The organism is Ralstonia sp. Ralssp135, from assembly GCF_047304345.1.
Classification (GTDB): domain Bacteria; phylum Pseudomonadota; class Gammaproteobacteria; order Burkholderiales; family Burkholderiaceae; genus Ralstonia; species Ralstonia chuxiongensis.
The window spans coordinates 1-18,185 of record NZ_JBGLYZ010000033.1; the positions used below are offsets into that span (position 1 = coordinate 1).

At 65.2% G+C, this 18,185-nt stretch carries 13 protein-coding genes; 5 read left to right on the forward strand and 8 right to left on the reverse strand.

The window, feature by feature from the left end; translation table 11 throughout:
- Positions 1-39 precede the first annotated feature (39 nt).
- Positions 40-1,056: a helix-turn-helix domain-containing protein gene (locus ACCD03_RS19610; RefSeq protein ID WP_253535217.1), complete on the reverse strand. Its 1,017-nt coding sequence runs from the start codon at positions 1,054-1,056 to the stop codon at positions 40-42.
- A gap of 88 nt (positions 1,057-1,144) precedes the next feature.
- Positions 1,145-2,662, reverse strand: coding sequence for a sensor domain-containing diguanylate cyclase (locus tag ACCD03_RS19615; RefSeq protein ID WP_325654325.1), 1,518 nt, complete (start codon positions 2,660-2,662; stop codon positions 1,145-1,147).
- A gap of 291 nt (positions 2,663-2,953) precedes the next feature.
- Between ACCD03_RS19615 and ACCD03_RS19620 the strand changes: the two genes are divergently transcribed.
- The 3 genes from ACCD03_RS19620 to ACCD03_RS19630 all read left to right on the forward strand — a co-directional run bounded on the left by ACCD03_RS19620 (position 2,954) and on the right by ACCD03_RS19630 (position 7,825).
- Positions 2,954-3,148 carry a hypothetical protein gene (locus ACCD03_RS19620; protein WP_413412626.1) on the forward strand — a complete coding sequence of 65 codons (195 nt, stop codon included), beginning with the start codon at positions 2,954-2,956 and terminating at the stop codon, positions 3,146-3,148.
- Positions 3,149-3,431: 283 nt separating this feature from the next.
- The gene (gene mprF / locus ACCD03_RS19625; RefSeq protein WP_325654322.1) at positions 3,432-6,065 is read left to right on the forward strand and encodes a bifunctional lysylphosphatidylglycerol flippase/synthetase MprF; all 2,634 of its coding nucleotides are present in this window, start codon (positions 3,432-3,434) and stop codon (positions 6,063-6,065) included.
- The gene (locus tag ACCD03_RS19630; protein WP_413412627.1) at positions 6,062-7,825 is read left to right on the forward strand and encodes a virulence factor; all 1,764 of its coding nucleotides are present in this window, start codon (positions 6,062-6,064) and stop codon (positions 7,823-7,825) included. Before mprF ends, ACCD03_RS19630 begins: the two co-directional genes overlap by 4 nt.
- Positions 7,826-7,903: 78 nt before the next feature.
- Here ACCD03_RS19630 and ACCD03_RS19635 read toward each other — a convergent pair whose 3' ends face one another.
- The 3 genes from ACCD03_RS19635 to ACCD03_RS19645 form a co-directional block, all read right to left on the reverse strand.
- Positions 7,904-9,625, reverse strand: coding sequence for a SulP family inorganic anion transporter (locus tag ACCD03_RS19635; protein ID WP_413412628.1), 1,722 nt, complete (start codon positions 9,623-9,625; stop codon positions 7,904-7,906).
- Between the two features lie 79 nt (positions 9,626-9,704).
- Positions 9,705-10,226 carry a signal peptide protein gene (locus ACCD03_RS19640; RefSeq protein ID WP_413412629.1) on the reverse strand — a complete coding sequence of 174 codons (522 nt, stop codon included), beginning with the start codon at positions 10,224-10,226 and terminating at the stop codon, positions 9,705-9,707.
- A 209-nt stretch (positions 10,227-10,435) separates the two neighbouring features.
- Complete coding sequence (locus ACCD03_RS19645; protein WP_413412630.1) at positions 10,436-11,362, reverse strand: LysR family transcriptional regulator; 927 nt, start codon at positions 11,360-11,362, stop codon at positions 10,436-10,438.
- A 112-nt stretch (positions 11,363-11,474) separates the two neighbouring features.
- Between ACCD03_RS19645 and ACCD03_RS19650 the strand changes: the two genes are divergently transcribed.
- Positions 11,475-12,224, forward strand: coding sequence for an SDR family oxidoreductase (locus ACCD03_RS19650; protein ID WP_413412631.1), 750 nt, complete (start codon positions 11,475-11,477; stop codon positions 12,222-12,224).
- A 90-nt stretch (positions 12,225-12,314) separates the two neighbouring features.
- Here the strand turns inward: ACCD03_RS19650 and ACCD03_RS19655 are convergent, their stop codons facing one another.
- The 3 genes from ACCD03_RS19655 to ACCD03_RS19665 form a co-directional block, all read right to left on the reverse strand.
- Positions 12,315-14,642, reverse strand: coding sequence for a TonB-dependent siderophore receptor (locus tag ACCD03_RS19655; protein WP_413412632.1), 2,328 nt, complete (start codon positions 14,640-14,642; stop codon positions 12,315-12,317).
- Positions 14,643-15,091: 449 nt separating this feature from the next.
- Positions 15,092-15,898: an oxidoreductase gene (locus tag ACCD03_RS19660; protein WP_413412633.1), complete on the reverse strand. Its 807-nt coding sequence runs from the start codon at positions 15,896-15,898 to the stop codon at positions 15,092-15,094.
- A 58-nt stretch (positions 15,899-15,956) separates the two neighbouring features.
- Positions 15,957-17,417, reverse strand: a complete 1,461-nt coding sequence (locus ACCD03_RS19665; RefSeq protein WP_413412634.1) for an efflux transporter outer membrane subunit — start codon at positions 17,415-17,417, stop codon at positions 15,957-15,959.
- Between the two features lie 86 nt (positions 17,418-17,503).
- Here ACCD03_RS19665 and ACCD03_RS19670 point away from each other — a divergent pair, with 86 nt between their 5' ends.
- Positions 17,504-18,118 (forward strand): TetR/AcrR family transcriptional regulator, encoded by a 615-nt coding sequence (locus tag ACCD03_RS19670; protein ID WP_413412635.1) that lies wholly within the window; start codon positions 17,504-17,506, stop codon positions 18,116-18,118.
- The last annotated feature ends 67 nt before the right edge of the window (positions 18,119-18,185 follow it).

An 18,185-nucleotide genomic window follows, 5' to 3' on the forward strand; every position in this document is an offset into this window, starting at 1 on the left:
GAAGGAAAACCGGAGCGCGGCAGGGGTACCGCGCGCGCTTCAGCGCATCTGCATGACCCAGGTGCGCCAGTCTTTTTGCTGAACGAAACGCATGGCGGTGGCACGACCTTCGATGGCCAGCATGCGTGTCTCACGCGGTGACATGCCAGAGGCGCGGCGGTACGCGCGCGTAAAGTTCGATGCGTCGGAAAAACCGTAGGTCTGCGCGATTTCGGCCACCGAACGGTGCGTCTGCGAGCGGTCTGCCAGGATCGCGTGGCACTGTCGCAGGCGCTCCGTGCGCAGGTAGTTGAAGAAGCCGCCTTCGCGCTCGAAAAGCCGGTACAGCGTGGCACGCGAGATGCCAAACTGCACGGCAACCCCCTCGGGCGAAAGTGTGAGGTCGGACAGGTTCTGCTGCACGTGCCGGCAGATCGAAGCAAACAGGCTTTCCCTGACGGCGGGCGCACTGGCTTCGGTCACCTGGCAGTTGATGGCGGCCGCCGCCAGTTGCAGCGTGCCCGGGATGACGGCCTGCGCCTCGGCCTCGCTCAATTTTCCGACCGATTGATAGAGCGAGCACAGATGATCGCGCAGCAGCCCGACCATCGGGGCATCGCCGCGCAGCACGCGCATGCTGAGTTCGTCCGGCGCGCGCAGCAGCGGCGCCAGCAGCCGCCGTGGCACGGCCAAGCTCAGGAATCGGCTGTCGCTTGTGCTGGTGGCGAGCGGCTGCGCAGCGTCGACGATGAACAGATCGCCGGGGCGCGTGGCGGTGCCGGTGGCGCCGTCGCGCTGACCGCAACTGCCTTCCAGGTAGTACTGGAGCACGTAGACATCCATGCCGTCGCGCCCGAGCTTGGAGCGGGACCGATCATAGTGCTGTGCCTGCGCGCTGATCATGCCCACACCCGTCTCGCCGCAAAGATACGCGTCGACGCTGGCTTGAAAGCCATGCGACTGCGGGGCGGCGGAGCGCGTGTCGAACAGCACGTTGATGGCATCCCGCCACGCCGCAAATTGATGCTCGCGCGGCAGCGCAGACGTATCGAAGTGGGAATGCGGAGGTTTGCTCACGGTGGTTTCCTGAAAGGCCCGTGCATTGTGCAGAAGCGGTGGCGCATGATGGCATGCCCCCAAAGTGGGGTGCCCGACGGGGGCTGGCCTAAACGACTGCCAACTTCGGCCGCTCCTGTCTGGGGATGACCACGTTGCGGCCCGCGGCCTTGGCTTCATACAGGCGCCCGTCGGCCAGGTGGATCAGGTCTTGAACGGTATCGTCCGCCGCCGCGACGCCCGAGTGGGAAGCCACCCCGACGCTGACCGTCAGCTTGCCGTACGCGCTTCCCGCGTTGGGTTCGTCTGCGCGTAGCACGGCGGTGCGGATGCTCTCGGCCACGCGCAAGGCGCCACTGAGGTCTGTATTGGGCAGCACGGCGCAGAACTCTTCGCCGCCATAGCGGCCGGCAAAATCGCCGGGGCGCTTGATGCTGTCGTTGATGCAGCGAGCCACCGTGCGCAGCGCGGTATCGCCCGCGGCATGGCCATACTTGTCGTTGTAGGGTTTGAAGTCGTCCACGTCGATCATCAGCACTGATATCGGGGTGTGATGGCGATTGGCACGGCGCCATTCCACATCCAGTGCAGAGTCCAGCGCGCGGCGCGTGCCGAGCCCCGTCAGGCTGTCGGTATTGGCCAGCAGGTGTAATTGCTGCTCCATCTCGAGCCGCTTGCACAGTTGCTGCGCAAGGAGGAACGACAGCACCATGAATACCGCGTCAAGCATCAGCACGATGCCGCTGATCACCCATGCGCGCTGCCGCCATTCTGCGTAGATGTCTTCGGTGGCCAGCCCGACGGTGACAATCAGCGGGTGGTCGCCGATATGGCGGAAGCTGAACAGGCGCTCGATGCCGTCGAGGCTGGCGACGTCTACGTACGAGCCTTGCGGCGTGAGCAGGCGCTTCTGGAAGGCAGCGGCATCGGCCAGGCTGCGACCGATGAGCTTTTCGCTGTACGGTCGCCGCATCAGCAGCGTGCCGTCCGTGCGTATCAGCGTGACGGTTGCGTGGGGGCCCAGGTTGATGCCATCGAATAGCCGCCGGAAGTAGTTCAGGCGCAGCGTGCCGACCACGATGCCGTTGAATTCGCCATGCGGGCCGTTCAGCCGCCGGCTGAGGCCGAGCGACGTGTCCAGGCCGGTCACGCGCGGCGTAAAGGGCTCGCTGATGTACAGCCCGACATTTGCGGAGCCCCGATGCACCTGGAAGTAGTCGCGATCGCCCAGGTGAATATGCCGCGGCGGTACAGAACGGGAATCGAGGACCACGTCGCCAACCTTGTCGGTCACTAGCAGGGAGCCCAGGTCCTGCGCGTTGGTCGACCGGTCGAACAGCACGAGCTGACGTACGGCGGGCGGTAACGCCACCATGGCGGGCTCGCGCACGCCGTCGATCACGGCCTGCAGCGACAGGTCGTACACCTCGATGTTGCGGGCAATGTCGCGTTGCAGGATCAGCGACAGGTTGTCGGCGGCATCGCGCGCGCGCGCCAGCGCGTCCGTGCGCATTTCCCAGAGCGAGAGCGCGGTGAGCGCGGCCAGCGCCAGCGACAGCACCGACGCGCCGATGATCAGCAGGGAAGGCCGCCGCAGGAATGCACTCGTGACGCGCTCTAAAGGCATGCGCAGAATTGTGAAAATATTGAAAACGACAGCCTCAATTGTGTACCGGACCCCACCTTTCTACGCAATACTATCTAAGACGTTTTCTGCAGTGAAAACGTTTGCGGCCATTGATTTCACCCTGTCCACGCAACGTTTGTGGCGGTGGGTGTGCCGCTTGCTGATCCTCGGCTGAGTGCCGCACCTGCGGCGCCGGGCATGCTGCCCGCCCGAAAGATGTGCATTCCGCTCCCCATGCCATCGTCTCAGGCCAGCTTTGCCTATTCTGGGTAAGCATCCTTGGAGAACGCCATGCCAGAGCCAGACGATCGCGCCTCACCCACTCCGGCGCCCGCCAACCCGCATCCGCCCGTGGCCGATACGCACGATGAAGCCCTCCTCGACGAGGGCATCGAGGAAACCTTTCCTGCCAGTGACCCGGTTTCCGTCGATGCCGGCAAGCCCAATGTGCCCCCCAAGGCGCCGGGGAGCGCGCCCAAACCGTAAAATGCTGGCTGCGTGTCAACGTATCGGCGGCTTCAGTCGTATTACGTAGGCCGCAAACAACGTGCGAATCCAGCACACGCGCCGTCTGAAGCGCGGGGCGAGAGAAAGCCGGCGCGCGCGACAAGCCCGTGCCGGTAGGCCGGGGTCCAATCAAGACGTCGATACCGTGCGGAGCATGGGCTTCGGCGGTTTGGCTTGCCGCGCTCTCCCGTCTCTGCGTGTTCGGATTCGTATATCGCTTTGACCGGCACTCCACCAAGCCAGCAGGATTTCGTTTTTCACCATGCCTGACGCCGCGTCCAACGACGCCAGTCCAACATCACGCCGATCCTCGGCCCGCACCGCGCCTGACGCGCCCGCCACGCCTGCGCCCTCTGACTCCGGCTTTGGCCTTGCCGGCTGGATCGTGATCGGTGTGGTGCTCGTGCTTGGCGCGCTGGTGTTCGACAGCCTGTATGCGCTGCTCGACCATGTGCACTACGCCGACATGGTCGCCGCGCTGCAGGGCACACCGCGCTCGCACCTGATGCTGGCCATGCTGGCCACGGCGCTCAGTTACGTCGCCCTGACCGGTTACGACGCGTCCGGCCTGCGCTATGCGGGCGCGCATGTGGCGCCCACTACGGTGGCGACCACCTCGTTCATTGCCTATGCGCTGGGCAACACCGTCGGCCTCGGTTCGCTGACGGCCGGGGCGGTGCGCACGCGCTTGTACTCAGCGGCCGGGCTTGACCCTGCGCGCGTGACAGAGGCGGTGGCCTTTGATGCGGGCGCGCTGGGCGTGTCCACCACGGCTTTTGGGGCGGTCGGGCTGTTGTGGGGCGCGCCGCACATCGCGGCCATTGCGCATTTGCCGGCGGCGTTGCTCGAAGTCGTGGCGTTGCTGGTGCTGGCCGGCGTCGTGGCGTTGTTGGTGCTGTGCATGCGACAGCGCCACGTGACGCTGTTCGGCCGCTGGGAGATCCGCCTGCCGCCGCCAGGGTTGGCCGCGCGTCAGTTCGCGATTTCAGCAGCCGACATGAGTGCGGCTGCGGCGGCGCTGTGGGTGCTGATGCCAGCAGGCGCCGTCGATCTGCCCACGTTTGTGGCGTTCTACGCGCTAGCGGTCACGCTGGGCGTGCTGAGCCAGAGCCCGGGCGGTCTAGGCGTGTTCGAGGCGGTGATCCTGCTGGGCTGCAGTGGCCAGGCGCCGCCGGCCGAGGTGCTTGCTGCGCTGTTGTTCTACCGCGTTATCTATTTCCTGCTGCCGCTGGTCGTGGCCGCCGCCATGCTCGGCGTGTTCGAGTTGCGCTCCGGTGCCGGGGCACCGTTCGCCCGCGCAGCGGTCAAGCTGTCGCCGGGGCTGTTGGCCGCGCTGACGATGGTGGCAGGCGTGATGCTGCTCGTCTCGGGCGTCACTCCCGCCACGGACGAAGCCGAAGACCTCCTGCGCATGCATGTGCCGCTGTTCGTGGTGGAAGCCTCGCACATGATCGGCAGCGTGGCGGGGCTCATCATGCTGTTTGTTGCGCGCGGGCTGCTGCACCGGCTGGACGCCGCGTGGTGGGCTGCGCTGGTGCTGTCGCTGCTCACCGGCGTGCTGGCGCTACCCAAGGGCATTGCCGTGTCTGAGATGGCCGTGCTGGTGACGCTGGCGGTGCTGCTCGTCATCTCGCGCCGGCAGTTTGACCGGCCGTCGTCGTTGTTTTCGCAGCGACTGGAGGCGGGGTGGTTGATCGCCATGCTCTGCGTATTTGCGGCGTGCGTGTGGATCCTCTTCTTCGCCTACCGCGAGGTGGCCTACGCCAACCAGCTCTGGTGGCAATTCACATTCGACGGCGATGCGCCGCGCTCCATCCGCGCGCTGATGGCGGTGGCCGTGACCGGGCTCGGGTTCGGCATGCGCCAGCTCTTTCGCAAGGAACCCGGTGTCACCACGTTCCCGAGCGACGAAGAACTCGCCCGCGCGGCTGAGATCATCCGCAAGCAGCCCGCTGCCGACGCCACGCTCGCGCTGATGGGCGACAAGAGCTTGCTGTTTTCGCCGTCCGGCAACGCGTTCATCATGTATGCCAAGCAGGGGCGCTCGTGGGTGGCGCTGTCTGACCCCGTGGGCGCGCAGCAAGAATGGCCCGAGCTGATCTGGCGCTTTATCGAAATGGCCGATGCGCATGGCGGCCGCGCCGCGTTCTACAAGACGCGCCCGCAGACGCTGTCGCTGTATCTCGATGCGGGGCTGCGCGCCTACAAGCTGGGCGAAGAGGCGTATGTGTCGCTGCCCGAGTTCAGCCTGAAGGGCTCGCGCCGCGCCAACCTGCGCCATGGCGTCACGCGCGGCGAGCGCGAAGGCCTGTCGTTCGAGATCATCCCGGCGGCAGACGTGCCGACCGTCCTGGACGAATTGCGCGCCATCTCCGATGAATGGCTACGCAATCAGAACGCGCGCGAGAAGGGCTTCTCGCTTGGCGCATTTGACGACCGTTACATCTGCAGCCAGCCCGTGGCCGTGGTGCGCCGCGAGGGCGTCATCCTGGCGTTTGCCACGCTGATGTGCCCCGACGTGCTGCGCATCGAGGCGAGTGTCGACCTGATGCGCTATCGCAGCGACGTGCCGCCGGGCACGATGGATTTCCTGTTCGGCAAGGTCATCCTGCACTTCCAGGCGCAGGGGTATCAGCGTTTCGGGCTGGGGATGGCGCCGATGTCTGGCATGGTTGAGCATCAGCTTGCGCCGCGCTGGCACCGCTTCGGACGGATGATGTTCCGACACGGCGCGCGCTTCTACAATTTCAGAGGGCTGCGCAATTTCAAAGACAAGTTCGAGCCGGTGTGGGAAGCCCGCTACCTGCTCGCACGTGGCGGTATTGCGCCGCTATTCACATTGACGGACGTTGCCGCGCTGATCGGCGGCGGCTTGAAGGGAGTGATCTCCAAATGAGTTGGCAAGCACCGCGCACGCAAGAGGCGCGGCATCGGGGAGTACTACGCAAAGGCTTGCGTTGGGCTGGGTATCTGAGTGCGGTCGGCATGGTGCTGGCGGCGTCCTGGGCCTTCGCTGCTGATGCTCCAGCCGCAGCCAAGCCCACGCCCGTGCAAGGTCCGGTGCTGGTGCCGCCCGTCGGCATGACGGGCGCCAGCGGCGTTGTGGCTGCGCCGCCGCGCGGCGACATGCCGCCTCGCCTGCAGATGAGCGCTGCGGCCGTCACCGCCAACAAGACCGCCAATGGCGGCGTGCTGTCGCTGCCCGTGGTGTCGCCTGCTACGCCTGCGGTGGCGCCCGGTGCCGTCGAGTTCGTCACGCACGGGCGCTTTCGCGATGTGCCGGTCTACAAGCCCAAGGGCGAAATCCGCTCCGTCGTGCTGATGCTCTCGGGTGACCTGGGCTGGACGCCCGCCGCATCGCGCATGGCAGAGAGCCTCGCGCAGCAGGGCGCCTTGGTGGCCGGTCTATCGACGCCTGCGCTGTTCGCCAGCCTCGAGGCTGACCTGGGCGATTGCGCCTTCCCCGACGGTGACCTCGAAAACTTCAGCCGCTTCCTGCAGGCCTACGAGAAAGTCCCGGGCTACTACCCGCCCATCCTCGTTGGCGACAACGAAGGCGGTGCGCTGGCCTACGCCATGATTGCCCAGGCACGCCCGAACATCTTTGCCGCGGCCATGTCGATGGAATTCTGCCCGGTGCTGGAGTTGCGCAAGCCGCTGTGCAAGGGCGAGGGCGTGCACTTCAGCCGCCGCATGAGCGAGAGCCGCACCACGGCCAAGCGCGTCAAGCCGCCGGAGAACGCCGGCGTGGTCCTGCTGCCCGCCACGAAGCTGTCTGCGCCATGGGTGGCGCTGCAATCAGCCACGCCGACGTCGTTTGCGCGCCGCTCCGGTCCGCTGTGCGAAGCGCGTGCCACGCAAGCCTTCATCGATACGATTTCGGGGGCGCAATCGGTGGCGTTGCCTGCCACCGCGTCGGCTGCCAATGCACCGCCCGTGACAGCCAGCGAGCCGTTCAAGATGGCTTTCGCCAAGCTTGTTGCCCAACGCAAACCGCCGCCCCCGCCGCCGCCCGCAGCGGTGTCGGACTTGCCGATCATCGAAGTGCCCGCGCAGCCCGGTACATCGTCGGAGTTGTTTGCCGTGCTGCTCTCGGGTGACGGCGGTTGGGCCGGGCTCGACAAGGAGGTGGCTGCTGCACTGTCCAAGTCGGGCGTGCCCGTGGTGGGCATTGATTCGCTGCGCTACTTCTGGACGCCGCGTACGCCAGCCTCCGCCGCTGCTGACATGGATCGCCTCGTGCGCTTTTATGCGGCGCGCTGGAAGAAACAGAAGGCTTTGCTGATCGGCTATTCGCAGGGCGCAGACGTGCTGCCCTTCATCGTCAACCGGCTGCCGGCGGCATCGCGCGAGCATGTTGCGCTGGCCGTGATGATGGGCCTGGGCAAGCGCGCCGATTTTGAGTTCCACATGACCAACTGGGTGTCGAGCAGCGCGTCTGGCTTGCCGATCCTGCCCGAGGTGCAGAAGCTGCCGGCGGGCCTGGGCATGTGCATCTACGGCAAGGAAGAGAAAGACACCAACTGCCCAGGTCTGGACCCGAAGCAGGTGCAGCTTGTGAAGCTGCCTGGCGGCCATCACTTTGATGGCGATTACGCCAAGCTGGCGCGCATCATTCTTGAAGGCGCGCGTGCAGCGGGCAAAGTCCCGCGCTAATCCGCCAACGCCGGGGCTGGCGAGCGTCTCGCAGCCCCCGGAAGACTGGCGTGTATGGAATGCGGTGGCGGTGTCGCGCTAGGCCGGCGCCGGTGTGCCGTCAGTCGCGGCCAGCGACTGCACGCACTCATCCACGCTCAGCTCATGCAGCATCTCGGCGCGCAGCGTGTTGTCGGTGGCACGCTGCAAGACTGTCAGCGCGCGCGGCTTGAGCCGCACCAGCATCAGTTGCAGGCCGCGCGCCGCACATTCGGCGGCAAAGATGCGCAGCGCCTCGATGGCCGAGCCGTCGACGTCCGGTGTTTCTTCCAGGCTGATCATGACGGTGCGCACCGCAGGTTCGTGCGGCTGTTGCAGCATCGCGCGCACCGTGCCGAGCACGCGTTCGGTGTTGGCGAAAAACAGCGGTACTTCCGGCCGGACGATCAACACGCCAGGGACGGCCTTGGCTTCCGGGTGCAGAGACACATCGACAAAATCGTGGCTTTCGCGCAGGCGCCCCAGCACGCTCACGTTGGGCTCCGAGAGCTGGCGCAGAGTCAGCAGCAGGCTCACGCCAATCGCGGCCAGCAGCCCGTGCAGCACTCCCAGCACCAGCACGGCCAGCAACGCGGCAATCACCACCAACCGATCGCGGCGCCAGGCCCAGTAGGGCTTGAACACGGCCGGATGCAACGAATGGCTCACCGCAAAGATCACGATGGCCGCCAGCACGGGCTCGGGAATGCGCGCGAGCTGCGGCAAGAACAACCACACGATCAGCGCCACCACGGCTGCTGCACAGAGCCCCGAAAAACGCGATTGCGCGCCCGCGGCTTCGTTGGCGGACGTGGCTGAATATCCGGCGCCGACGGGCATGCCGTGCAGCAGGCCCGAGAGCAGATTTGCGCAGCCCAGCGCGACGAGGTCACGGTTGGCGGAGATGCCATCGCCGTGCTTGAGCGCGAAGTTGCGGATCGAGCCGTAGGACTCGGCATAGAGGATCAGCATGAGCGCAAAGCCCAGTTCAGCGCTTTCCATCCATTGCACCCGGTTCAGCGCAGGCACGCCGAAGCTGATGTTCTGCAGGTCGATATGGCCGACCACGGCAATGCCGTAGCTGTGCCAGTCGATCCAGTAGCCGGCCGCGATGGCCAGCACGATGACGACCAGCGTTGCCGGAATGCGCCCCCAGCGCCCAAGGCCGAATAGCAGCGCGAGTGCGACGGCTCCCAATGTCGTGCTGTACGGGTTGGCACTGGCCGCACTGGTGATGAGGTCCAGCGCGATGCGCGGCGTGTCGCTGTGGCGCACCGTCACGTCGAGGATCTTGGGCAACTGCTTGACGGCAATCGTCAACGCCAGCCCGAACGTGAAACCGCGCAGCACCGGCCGCGCGATGAAATCCGACATGCCGCCCAGGCGTGCCGCGCCAGCCAGGATGAACAGCACCCCCGTTGCGATGATGAGCGCCGCTGCCATCGTGAGCGCCGTCGCGCCGTTACCGCTAGGTTCCGATAGCACCGTCGCAAACAGCACGGCGGCGGATGACGACGTGGCCGAGACAATGGCAAAGCGGCTTGTGCCGACCAGCGAATAGACCACCAGGCCGCACAGCAATGCGATTAGCCCGGCCTGCGGCGGCAGGCTGGCGATGCCTGCGTAGGCAACGGCTTCGGGCAGCAGCAGGCCCGCAATCGAGAACCCGGCGATGACGTCGCGCACCACGCGCTGCTGTGGCGGCTGTGGTGGCGCATCCAGCGGGGCGAAGCCCTCTGGGTGTTGCAGGGCGACGGCGGGATGTTCGTTGCTGGGGGGCATGCGATGCGGTGATCAGGCTGAAATGGACGACGCCGCGACCCGGGTGGGCCGCGGCGTGCGGGTTTGCGTCAGGCGTGTCTTACTTGGTGCAGGCCTTGTTGCGGCTGGGGCGCATGCCGGCGGCCTTTGCGTCGGCTTCGGTCATGTATTCGCCCTGCTTGGTCTTGCCGTAATAGCGATCGCCCGGGCAATGGTAGACCTTGGTGCTGGCATTGGCCCAAACCTTGTCGGGGCCGCCGCCGGGGGCAACGGTGCCCGCAGCGGCCGCGGCCGGCTTGGCAGGCGCTGCGGCTGCAGGTTTGGCTGCTGGCGCGGGGGCGGGAGCCGGAGCGGCGGCAGGTGCAGCGGGAGCGGCTGCGGCAGGTTTGGCGGGAGCCGGAGCAGCAGGTGCACCGCCTGCGCTGGCTTTCTTGTCGACACCGCCATGGCCGCGGCAAGCGCCCTTGAGCGTCGCGCCGCTATACGGCGTGCCATCCTTGCAGACCGCGTGGACGGCCGCCGGGGCTGCGGCCGGTGCGGTGGCGGGCGCGGCGGTGCCCTGCGCAAACGCCGAGCCCATCACCAGCGCACCCATCGAAAACATCAACGCAGACAGTTTCATAACGAGACCCTCAACGAGGCACGGAGATACGTGCGTGACCGATTAACGCTGGCCGACGGCGCGCGTTGACCCACCCGAGGGTTTGTCAGAAGACAAACGCTGCAACGTTGATCATTCCGCAACAGTCGGCGTCGCTTGTGTTGCGCCGACGGGCGATGCGGCGCCGGCGCCATCCCAGCATAGGCAAGATCACGTGGCCCGGCGAAGTTTTAGGCGAATGCGTCGATACCCTGGACCAGCCGCTTGGCCAGGCGGGGCTGCCGTAGTTGTTCGAGCCACCATTGGAGTGCGCGGCCTTCACCGTCGCCATCGCCGCTGCGCCAGCCGACGTAGAGCAGGTTCGGTTCGCGCGGATCGGTGGTGCGTTTCTCTACCAACTCGCCGCGCGCGAGCAGCGACGCCACGCGATGCCTCGGCAGCCAGCCGACGCCCAGGCCGTCGCGCTGGGCAAGCGCCTTGGCGCGCATGCTGGGCACGGCCAGCGTCGGTTGCCCGCTGAGCATGCCGTAGGCGCGGCCGGCCGTGGTGCGCGCGGAATCGGCCACCACGACGGCCCGATGCCGGGCAATTTCCTCGCGCGTGAGTGGCGCCTCGATGGCTGCCAGCGGATGCCGGGGCGACACGGCAAACACCCACTCCACCACGCCCAGTTCGAACCACCCGAGGTTCGGGATGGACGGCGGCTCGTTCGTCGCCCCGATGACGAGATCGGCGCGGCCGTCGCGCAGCGCCTCCCATGTGCCGGCCAGCACCTCGTGCGTCACGCGCAGCGCCACGCCCGATTGCAGCGCATCGAACGCGTGCATCACGGGCATGAGCGATTCGAACTCCAGCAGCTCGTCCGTCACGATCCAAAGGCGGTCTTCCCAGCCGTTGGCCACCTGCCGCACGCGCTGCGTCACGCGCGACACATCCTGCGCCAGCCGTGCGGCTTCTTCTGTAAGCAACTGCCCGGCGCGCGTGAGTTGCAGCCGGTAGCGGCGCCGATCAAACAGCAGGGCGTCGAAGCGCTGCTCCAACTGTCGCGCGGCATACGACACGGTCGACGGCGCCTTACCCAATTGCGCCGCCGCGCGCGACAGGCTCCCCGTCTGCCGGATGGCTTCCAGCAGGGCCAATTCTTCATCCGTCAACATGTGCAATTCCTTCGAACATGTTCATCGTCCAGATCGTATGGCAAACCGCTTGCCGGCGTCCACACTGCAGTCACGCGATTGTTCAAGTTCAACTTTCCTACTGGAGGACATCATGAATCGCTTCGAAGGCAAGACCGTTCTGGTCACTGGCGGCAACAGCGGTATTGGCCTGGCAGCCGCCCAGGCATTTGTGCGGGAAGGCGCCCGCGTGGTCATTACCGGCCGTGACGCCGCAGCGCTGGAAACGGCGCGCGCCGCGCTCGGCAACAACGCCATCGCCATCCGCAATGAAACCGGCAGCGTGGCGGCCGCACGCGAGCTGACCCGCCAGTTGCAGGAGGCAGGCGTGCGTCTGGATGCCGTGTTCATCAACGCTGGCATGGCCAGGTTTGCCGCCGTGCCGGACGTGGACGAGGCGCTTTGGGACGCCACCTTCAATGCCAACGTGAAGGGAGCGTTTTTCCAGATCCAGGCACTGTTGCCCATCCTCAACAAGGGCACGTCGATCGTGCTGAGCGGCTCCATCAACGCGCACATCGGCATGCCGAATTCTTCGGTCTATGCCGCGAGCAAGGCTGCGCTGATCTCGCTGGCGAAGACGCTGTCGGGTGAGCTGATCGGCTCGGGCATCCGCGTGAATGTGGTCAGCCCTGGCCCGGTGACAACGCCGCTGTACGGCAAGCTCGGGCTGGATGCCGACACGCTGGCCGCCACCGCCGCCCAGATCCAGGGTCAGGTGCCGCTGGGCCGCTTTGGCCAGCCGGAGGAGATTGCATCGACCGTGCTGCATCTGTCGGCGCCGGAATCGGCCTTCATTGTCGGCACGGAAATCATTGCCGACGGCGGCATGAGCCAACTCTGAGCCCGTCTGTTGGCCGGTACAGCTGACTTGGTGGCGAGCACTAAGCGGCTTTCCTTAAGCGCGGCGCCTTGCCGGCTTGGTCGGCCAACGTCAGAAGTTGTGGGTCACGCGCAGTGTCAGCGTGCGGCCCGGCTGAACGGGGATGAAGTTTCCAGACTGTGCGTTGCCGTAAGCCCGGATATTGAAGAGATTGCGCGCGAAGAGATCGACGCTCCAGGATTTCTGGTGCCAGAAGAGACTGGTGTCGACGCGCACGAAGCCGGGCATGCGAAACGGGGTGTCGCCGTAGCATGGGGCGCCGCGTTGCCCCGTGATGCCAATCCCGGCGCCCGCGCCTTTCAATGGGCCCGCCTGCATGGTGTACGTCGTCCAAACCGCGCCGCTCAGGAATGGCGCTTGTGGCAGGTATCCCGTGATCAGCGTGCCGGATACGCGAGACAGTGCCACCCACAACGAAGTGTCCAAGCCTTTGGTTACCGCGCCTTGCATCGAGGCTTCCAGTCCTTCGCTGCTTTGGTGCGCGATTTGTGTGTCGTAGCCGGCGGGCGCCACATCCACCAGCCTTACGTGGTGCGCGTCGATGCGATACAACGCCGCCTGCATCGTCAGCGCGCGGTTGGCATCTGCCCAGCGCAGCCCGGTTTCCAGCTGGCGACTCCGTTCAGGCAACAACGCTTGGCACGGGTCGAAGTAGCTGGTGTTGAGGCGGAAACCGCGTGAGTAATCGGCAAACCATGCGGTATGCGGCGTCAGCTTGTAGAGCACGCCCAGCGACGGTGTCCAGGCGGAGCCCTGAAGCTGCCCGAGCGGCAGTTTGGCGATGTAGTCATTCACGTACATGGCGCCGGACAGCTCCCAATGCTCGCCAATGGCGACTTGGTCACGCACGCGAAACACCGACTGCCGTACCGATTGCGAAACCTGAATGCCCGGCACGAACGTGGCCGGCGGCAGTTGAACAGGTGCAAACGGATTCTGCGGCATCAGAAGAGGCGCTGCCGCAAAAACCATGTCCTGCCGCTCCTGAAACTCATCCCAGCCGAATGTGAGCACGTGCTGGAACGGCCCATGCGCGAACCTGCCCGTGAGCTCGTTCGAGATGGCCCACGAGGTGTCGTTGCTGCGGTCGCCAAAGTTCAGCGTCGACGTAGGTGCCATGTTGTTGACGACGAGCGCCGTATGCCAGAGCGCAGATTGTTCGGTGAGCGCTTCGTACGTGCCGCGTGAGTGCAAGGACCAATCTTCCGAGAGGTTGCGCGAGACCTTGTAATAGGCGCGGCTCGCGCGGGACTGCACGTTGTCGTCGGCATTGCCTAGCGGGCTTTGCATGGCCAATCGGACAGGCGCGCCATTCAATGCAAACGTGGCGGGCGGCATGGGCTGGCGGCTGGTGACGGATTCGAGTCCGACTGTGACTTCCGTAGCTGCATCGTGCCAGCCGAGCGCTGCAAGCCCGTAGCTCTTGTGCCGACCGGCGTATCCCGAATCGCTGTTGGCCGTCGTGTCCTGCAACGCCACCGCCCGGTAAGACAGGTCGGTCGATCCGATCGGGCCGGCCAGATCCACCACGGCTTTGCGCTCGGCGTGCGAGCCGATTTCCACCGCCACCGTTCGTTGTGGCGCTGCCGTGGGTGCCCTGAGATTGGCATTGATTCCGCCAACGGCTGTGGGGGCGCCGCCAATGTCGGCATGCGTTCCTTTGATCACCGAAACATCCTCTACCGCCTCGACGGGTCGCACCGCAGCCATCTTGTCGGGCTGACCATCGACGGAGATCTGTCCCGTCATGAAACCACGCGTGGCGTACCGTGGCGCGGCGCTGGGGTCGAGCGACATCGACGAGACACCGGCAAGTGCCAGGGCATCTGCCATCGTCGGGGCATTCTGGCTGGTGAGCAACTCTCTTGTGAGGGTGCTGACGGCGTGGGGCACGCTCGTGATGGGCGTCTCGATATGCGTGATGGAGCCTGTTGTGAACGCGGCAAAATCGCTGCCCATCCTTGCGCGTACCTCGGCGGGTGGCAGGGTCCCGATGTCGCGCGGCGCCTCGGGGGCATCCACGATGGTCAACGTGTTGTCGGTCAGCGTGGTCAGTTGCAGCCCGCTGTTTTTTAAGGCCTGCTCCGCCGCCTGCTGGGCCGACATGGTGCCGCGAACCGGACCGGCGAACAGGTCTTTCGCAAGACCGGAGGGAAACGACATGGGCTGTCCGCTCACGCGAGCGATTTCCATCAACACGCGCTCCAAGGGCGCTCGCTCAATGGAGAAATCCCATGTGTCTTGTGATGCGGCGTGGGCGCACTGCACAGCGAACAGCGCGGCAAGACCGAGCAGCCGCACCCCGCGCGATGTGCGGCCCGTGCGCGGCGGCAGGCAGGCCTGCGCCGCAGCGCATGCGAAGGCTTTAAACGACCGCATGGTGCTGATGCACGCGGCGCAGCGGCACTTCGGGCACATCCTGAACAGCGATCAGGCAGTGGGATCTGCGGGCACCCTGGCGGGCGCGGCTCCGTCTCGATAGCGGCTCTGAAAAACACCGCGCCGCTGCCTGGCGTGAGCCCCTGCGCACATCCCTCTTGGTGAGCGAATTTCCCGTGTGTACTGCCCCTTCATCACGCAAGTCCCCCGAATTTTTTTGGTGGTACGGCGCAACGCGGAGTGCAGGAACCATGCCATGCACGGCTTTGGGGGGCAGAGACATGCTGTGCCGCCACGCCTGACAGGATGCGTCGTCAAGCTTCCATGGCGGGGCAGATTTGATGAGGTTTTTTCAAGATGTTTTCGGGCCGCACGTCCGAGGTTCCGGACTCGCGGTGAACATTGTTGAGATTTGCGGTGGGAGTGAGCGCACCCCCGGGGAACGCGCTTCAGGAGAGGCCGAACGTTTTTCTCAGGCTCGAGTCAACGGGGCCAGCCGGCATGAAACGGCGCAGCTTGCTCAGAAGAGATGCCTCGCCTTTTGGTGTGCGGCGCATCTTCCATGCCCCCAGTGCAGCATCGACGATGGTGCTTGCGACACCATCGGGGTCCGGCGCCTTCTGGACGCTTTTTTGAATCGCCTGAGAAACGATGCCGCGCTCCGCGTCGTAGGCGGAGACTTTGGAAACCGCTTGAGGTGCGTTGGCATCCAGGCTGGTCTTGGTGAATGACGGCTCGACAAGCACCACACGGATCCCGAGCTTGCGTACCTCGTGATCCAAAGTCTCGGACATTCCCTCCACCGCGTGCTTGGATGCCGAATACAGGCCCATGTAAGGCGCCGGCAGGAAGCCGAGCACCGAGCTGATGTTGACGATGCGCCCCGAGCGTTGCGCGCGCATGTGCGGCAATACGGCCTGCGTGGTGCGCAGGATGCCGAACACGTTGGTGTCGAACAGCGTCTGGGCTTCGGCAACCGACGTTTCTTCTGTCGCGCCGAGCAGGGCCACGCCGGCGCTGTTGACCAGCACATCAATACGCTTGGCCTGCGCGATGATCGTCTCGATTCCGCGCTGGACAGAGGTTTCATCACGGATATCCATCTGGACCAGTTCAACACCGGCGATCGGTTGAGTGCGAGCGATGTTGCGCACGGTGCCGAATACGCGGCACCCGCGCAGAGCAAACTTCGCGGCGGTGGCACGGCCGATGCCCGAGGACACGCCGGTAATCACAACAACTTTGGAATTCGACATGGCAATTTCTTTCTGTATGGGTGAATGGGCGCTGCGGTAAATCGGTTTTGCCAGCGGTCTATTTGCTGGCGACGGCGGTTGGCGTATCGGGCTGCCAGCCACCGCCCAGCGCTTTGAATGCCGCCACAGCGGCACGCGCGGATTCCGTTTGGGCCTGGGCGCGTGCGTCCGAGGCACGCAACAGGCTCTCGTCTGCCTGCAGGACTTCGATCAGGCTGACGACGCCTTTTTGATACGCCGCAAATGAAGCATTCCGCGCGCGGCTCAGCGAATCCACGCCCTGCGCGAGCACCGTGGCTTGCTCCTCGTGCTTGACCAGGGCGGAGAACGCGTCCTCCACATCTTCCGTAGCACGCAGCACGGCGAGCCGGTACGCAGCGAGCATCTCCGCCTCTTGCCCCTTGGCTTGATCGATCTGCGCGTTGATGCGGCCGAAGTCGAACAGGCGCCAGCGCAGGCCGAGCACGCCCGCAAATTGGCTGGCGCCACTGCCGAACAGGCTTCCAGCGCCCACCGATGTGGCGCTGCCGAGCAGGCCGCTGAGCGAGAACTTCGGGTAGTACTCCGCGATGGCGACGCCGATTCGCGCGTTGGAAGCAGCGAGGCGGCGCTCGGCGACGATGAGGTCGGGGCGACGCCTCAGCAAATCGCCGGGCGATCCGCTGATGGCAATCTGCGGTGCGGCGGGGATGTCACCGTCTTGCGCAAGCTCGTCCCGGTGCGTGCCCGGTAGCGAGCCGAGCATCACGTCCAGCGCGTTCATCGCTGCATCCAGGCCTGCTTCAAGCTGTGGAATGGAGGCGCGAACCTGCGCCAGCGCGCCTTCCGCCTGCCTGACTTGAAGCTCCGCCGCCAGCCCCTTGCCGTAAAGCAGGTTGATGGTGGCGAGCAATTCCTCTTGCGTCTTCACCTGATGGCGCGCCACCTTCAGGCGCGTCTGCAAGCCGCGGATGGTGATGTAGATGTCGGCCGTCTGCGCTGCCACGGCCAGCCGTGTGGCCACGGCGCCAGCTTGGGAGGCTTGGTAGTCCGCCAGCGCAGCCTCGCGGCCACGGCGCAGGCCGCCAAATACGTCCAGCTCCCAGCTGGCGTTTACGTCAGCCTCAAACGTGTTGCCGTAGCGGTCAAAGCCGGGCCTCGAGTTCAACACGCGGCCTAGCGGGGTTTCGACAGATTGGTATGCACGCGCAGCCTGGCCCGTGACATTGCCGGAGGGCAGCAACGCGGCATTGGCGGCGCCCAAGCCCGCACGCGCTTGCGTGACGCGGGCGAACGCCTGGGCAAGGTCCAGGTTCTGTTCCAGTGCAAGCTGCACCAATCGGGTGAGTTGCGGATCGCCAAAACCCGCCCACCACGTGGAGAGGTCAACTGCTGTGTTGGCGGGGCGCTGCTCCACTGCGGGCTGGCCACGGAACCGTTCCGGAATCGGCGCATCGGGCTTCACATAGTCGGGGCCGACCGCACATCCGGCCACCAGGCTTGCGAGAAGGAGGGCCGCAGAGGCGTGTTTTGGCAACATGACGAGGTCCATCGAAATTTTTAGTGACTATAGTACAAATTGGTCACAAGTTGTTCAACTATTGCGACTCACGTAAGCTGGAGCCCATGAAGACCCCTCCCTATCCCGTTTCCGCTCGCGGCCCGGCGGATCACGACGTGCGAGACCAGATCGTCGCGGCCGCTACCGAGCACTTCAGCCGCTACGGCTATGAGAAGACCGCCGTGTCCGATCTGGCGAAGGCCATCGGTTTTTCCAAGGCCTACATCTACAAGTTCTTCGAGTCCAAGCAGGCCATTGGCGAGATGATTTGCGCCAACTGCCTGCGCGAGATCGAGGCCGACGTGAATGCAGCCCTGGCGGAGGCAGACTCCCCGCCGGAGAAGCTGCGCCGCATGTTCAAAGTCTTGACGGAATCGAGCCTTCGGCTGTTTTCCCACGATCGCAAGCTGTACGAGATCGCCGCTTCGGCAGCGACTGAACGCTGGCAAGCGGTGATCGCCTATGAAGGCCGCATCCAGAAGTTGCTGCGCGATGTGCTGCAGGAGGGCCGGGAGACCGGAGACTTCGAGCGCAAGACACCATTGGACGAGGCCACTGCAGCCATCTACCTGGTCATGCGCCCGTACATGAACCCGTTGCTTCTGCAATACAGCTTTGATTACACAGAGGTGGCGCCCGGACTGCTTTCCAGCCTTGTACTCCGAAGTCTTTCCCCCTGAGACGCAGATTTTTTCGTTGTGACCATTGACTAAATTGGTCACAAGAACAAGAATGAAAGCCCAGATC

Bases quoted from the DNA above. Each gene is read 5' to 3' on its own strand.
- ACCD03_RS19615 (WP_325654325.1), bottom strand. From the start codon at position 2,662: ATGCCTTTAGAGCGCGTCACGAGTGCATTCCTGCGGCGGCCTTCCCTG.
- ACCD03_RS19620 (WP_413412626.1), top strand. From the start codon at position 2,954: ATGCCAGAGCCAGACGATCGCGCCTCACCCACTCCGGCGCCCGCCAAC.
- mprF (WP_325654322.1), top strand. From the start codon at position 3,432: ATGCCTGACGCCGCGTCCAACGACGCCAGTCCAACATCACGCCGATCC.
- ACCD03_RS19630 (WP_413412627.1), top strand. From the start codon at position 6,062: ATGAGTTGGCAAGCACCGCGCACGCAAGAGGCGCGGCATCGGGGAGTA.
- ACCD03_RS19635 (WP_413412628.1), bottom strand. From the start codon at position 9,625: ATGCCCCCCAGCAACGAACATCCCGCCGTCGCCCTGCAACACCCAGAG.
- ACCD03_RS19640 (WP_413412629.1), bottom strand. From the start codon at position 10,226: ATGAAACTGTCTGCGTTGATGTTTTCGATGGGTGCGCTGGTGATGGGC.
- ACCD03_RS19645 (WP_413412630.1), bottom strand. From the start codon at position 11,362: ATGTTGACGGATGAAGAATTGGCCCTGCTGGAAGCCATCCGGCAGACG.
- ACCD03_RS19650 (WP_413412631.1), top strand. From the start codon at position 11,475: ATGAATCGCTTCGAAGGCAAGACCGTTCTGGTCACTGGCGGCAACAGC.
- ACCD03_RS19655 (WP_413412632.1), bottom strand. From the start codon at position 14,642: ATGCGGTCGTTTAAAGCCTTCGCATGCGCTGCGGCGCAGGCCTGCCTG.
- ACCD03_RS19660 (WP_413412633.1), bottom strand. From the start codon at position 15,898: ATGTCGAATTCCAAAGTTGTTGTGATTACCGGCGTGTCCTCGGGCATC.
- ACCD03_RS19665 (WP_413412634.1), bottom strand. From the start codon at position 17,417: ATGTTGCCAAAACACGCCTCTGCGGCCCTCCTTCTCGCAAGCCTGGTG.
- ACCD03_RS19670 (WP_413412635.1), top strand. From the start codon at position 17,504: ATGAAGACCCCTCCCTATCCCGTTTCCGCTCGCGGCCCGGCGGATCAC.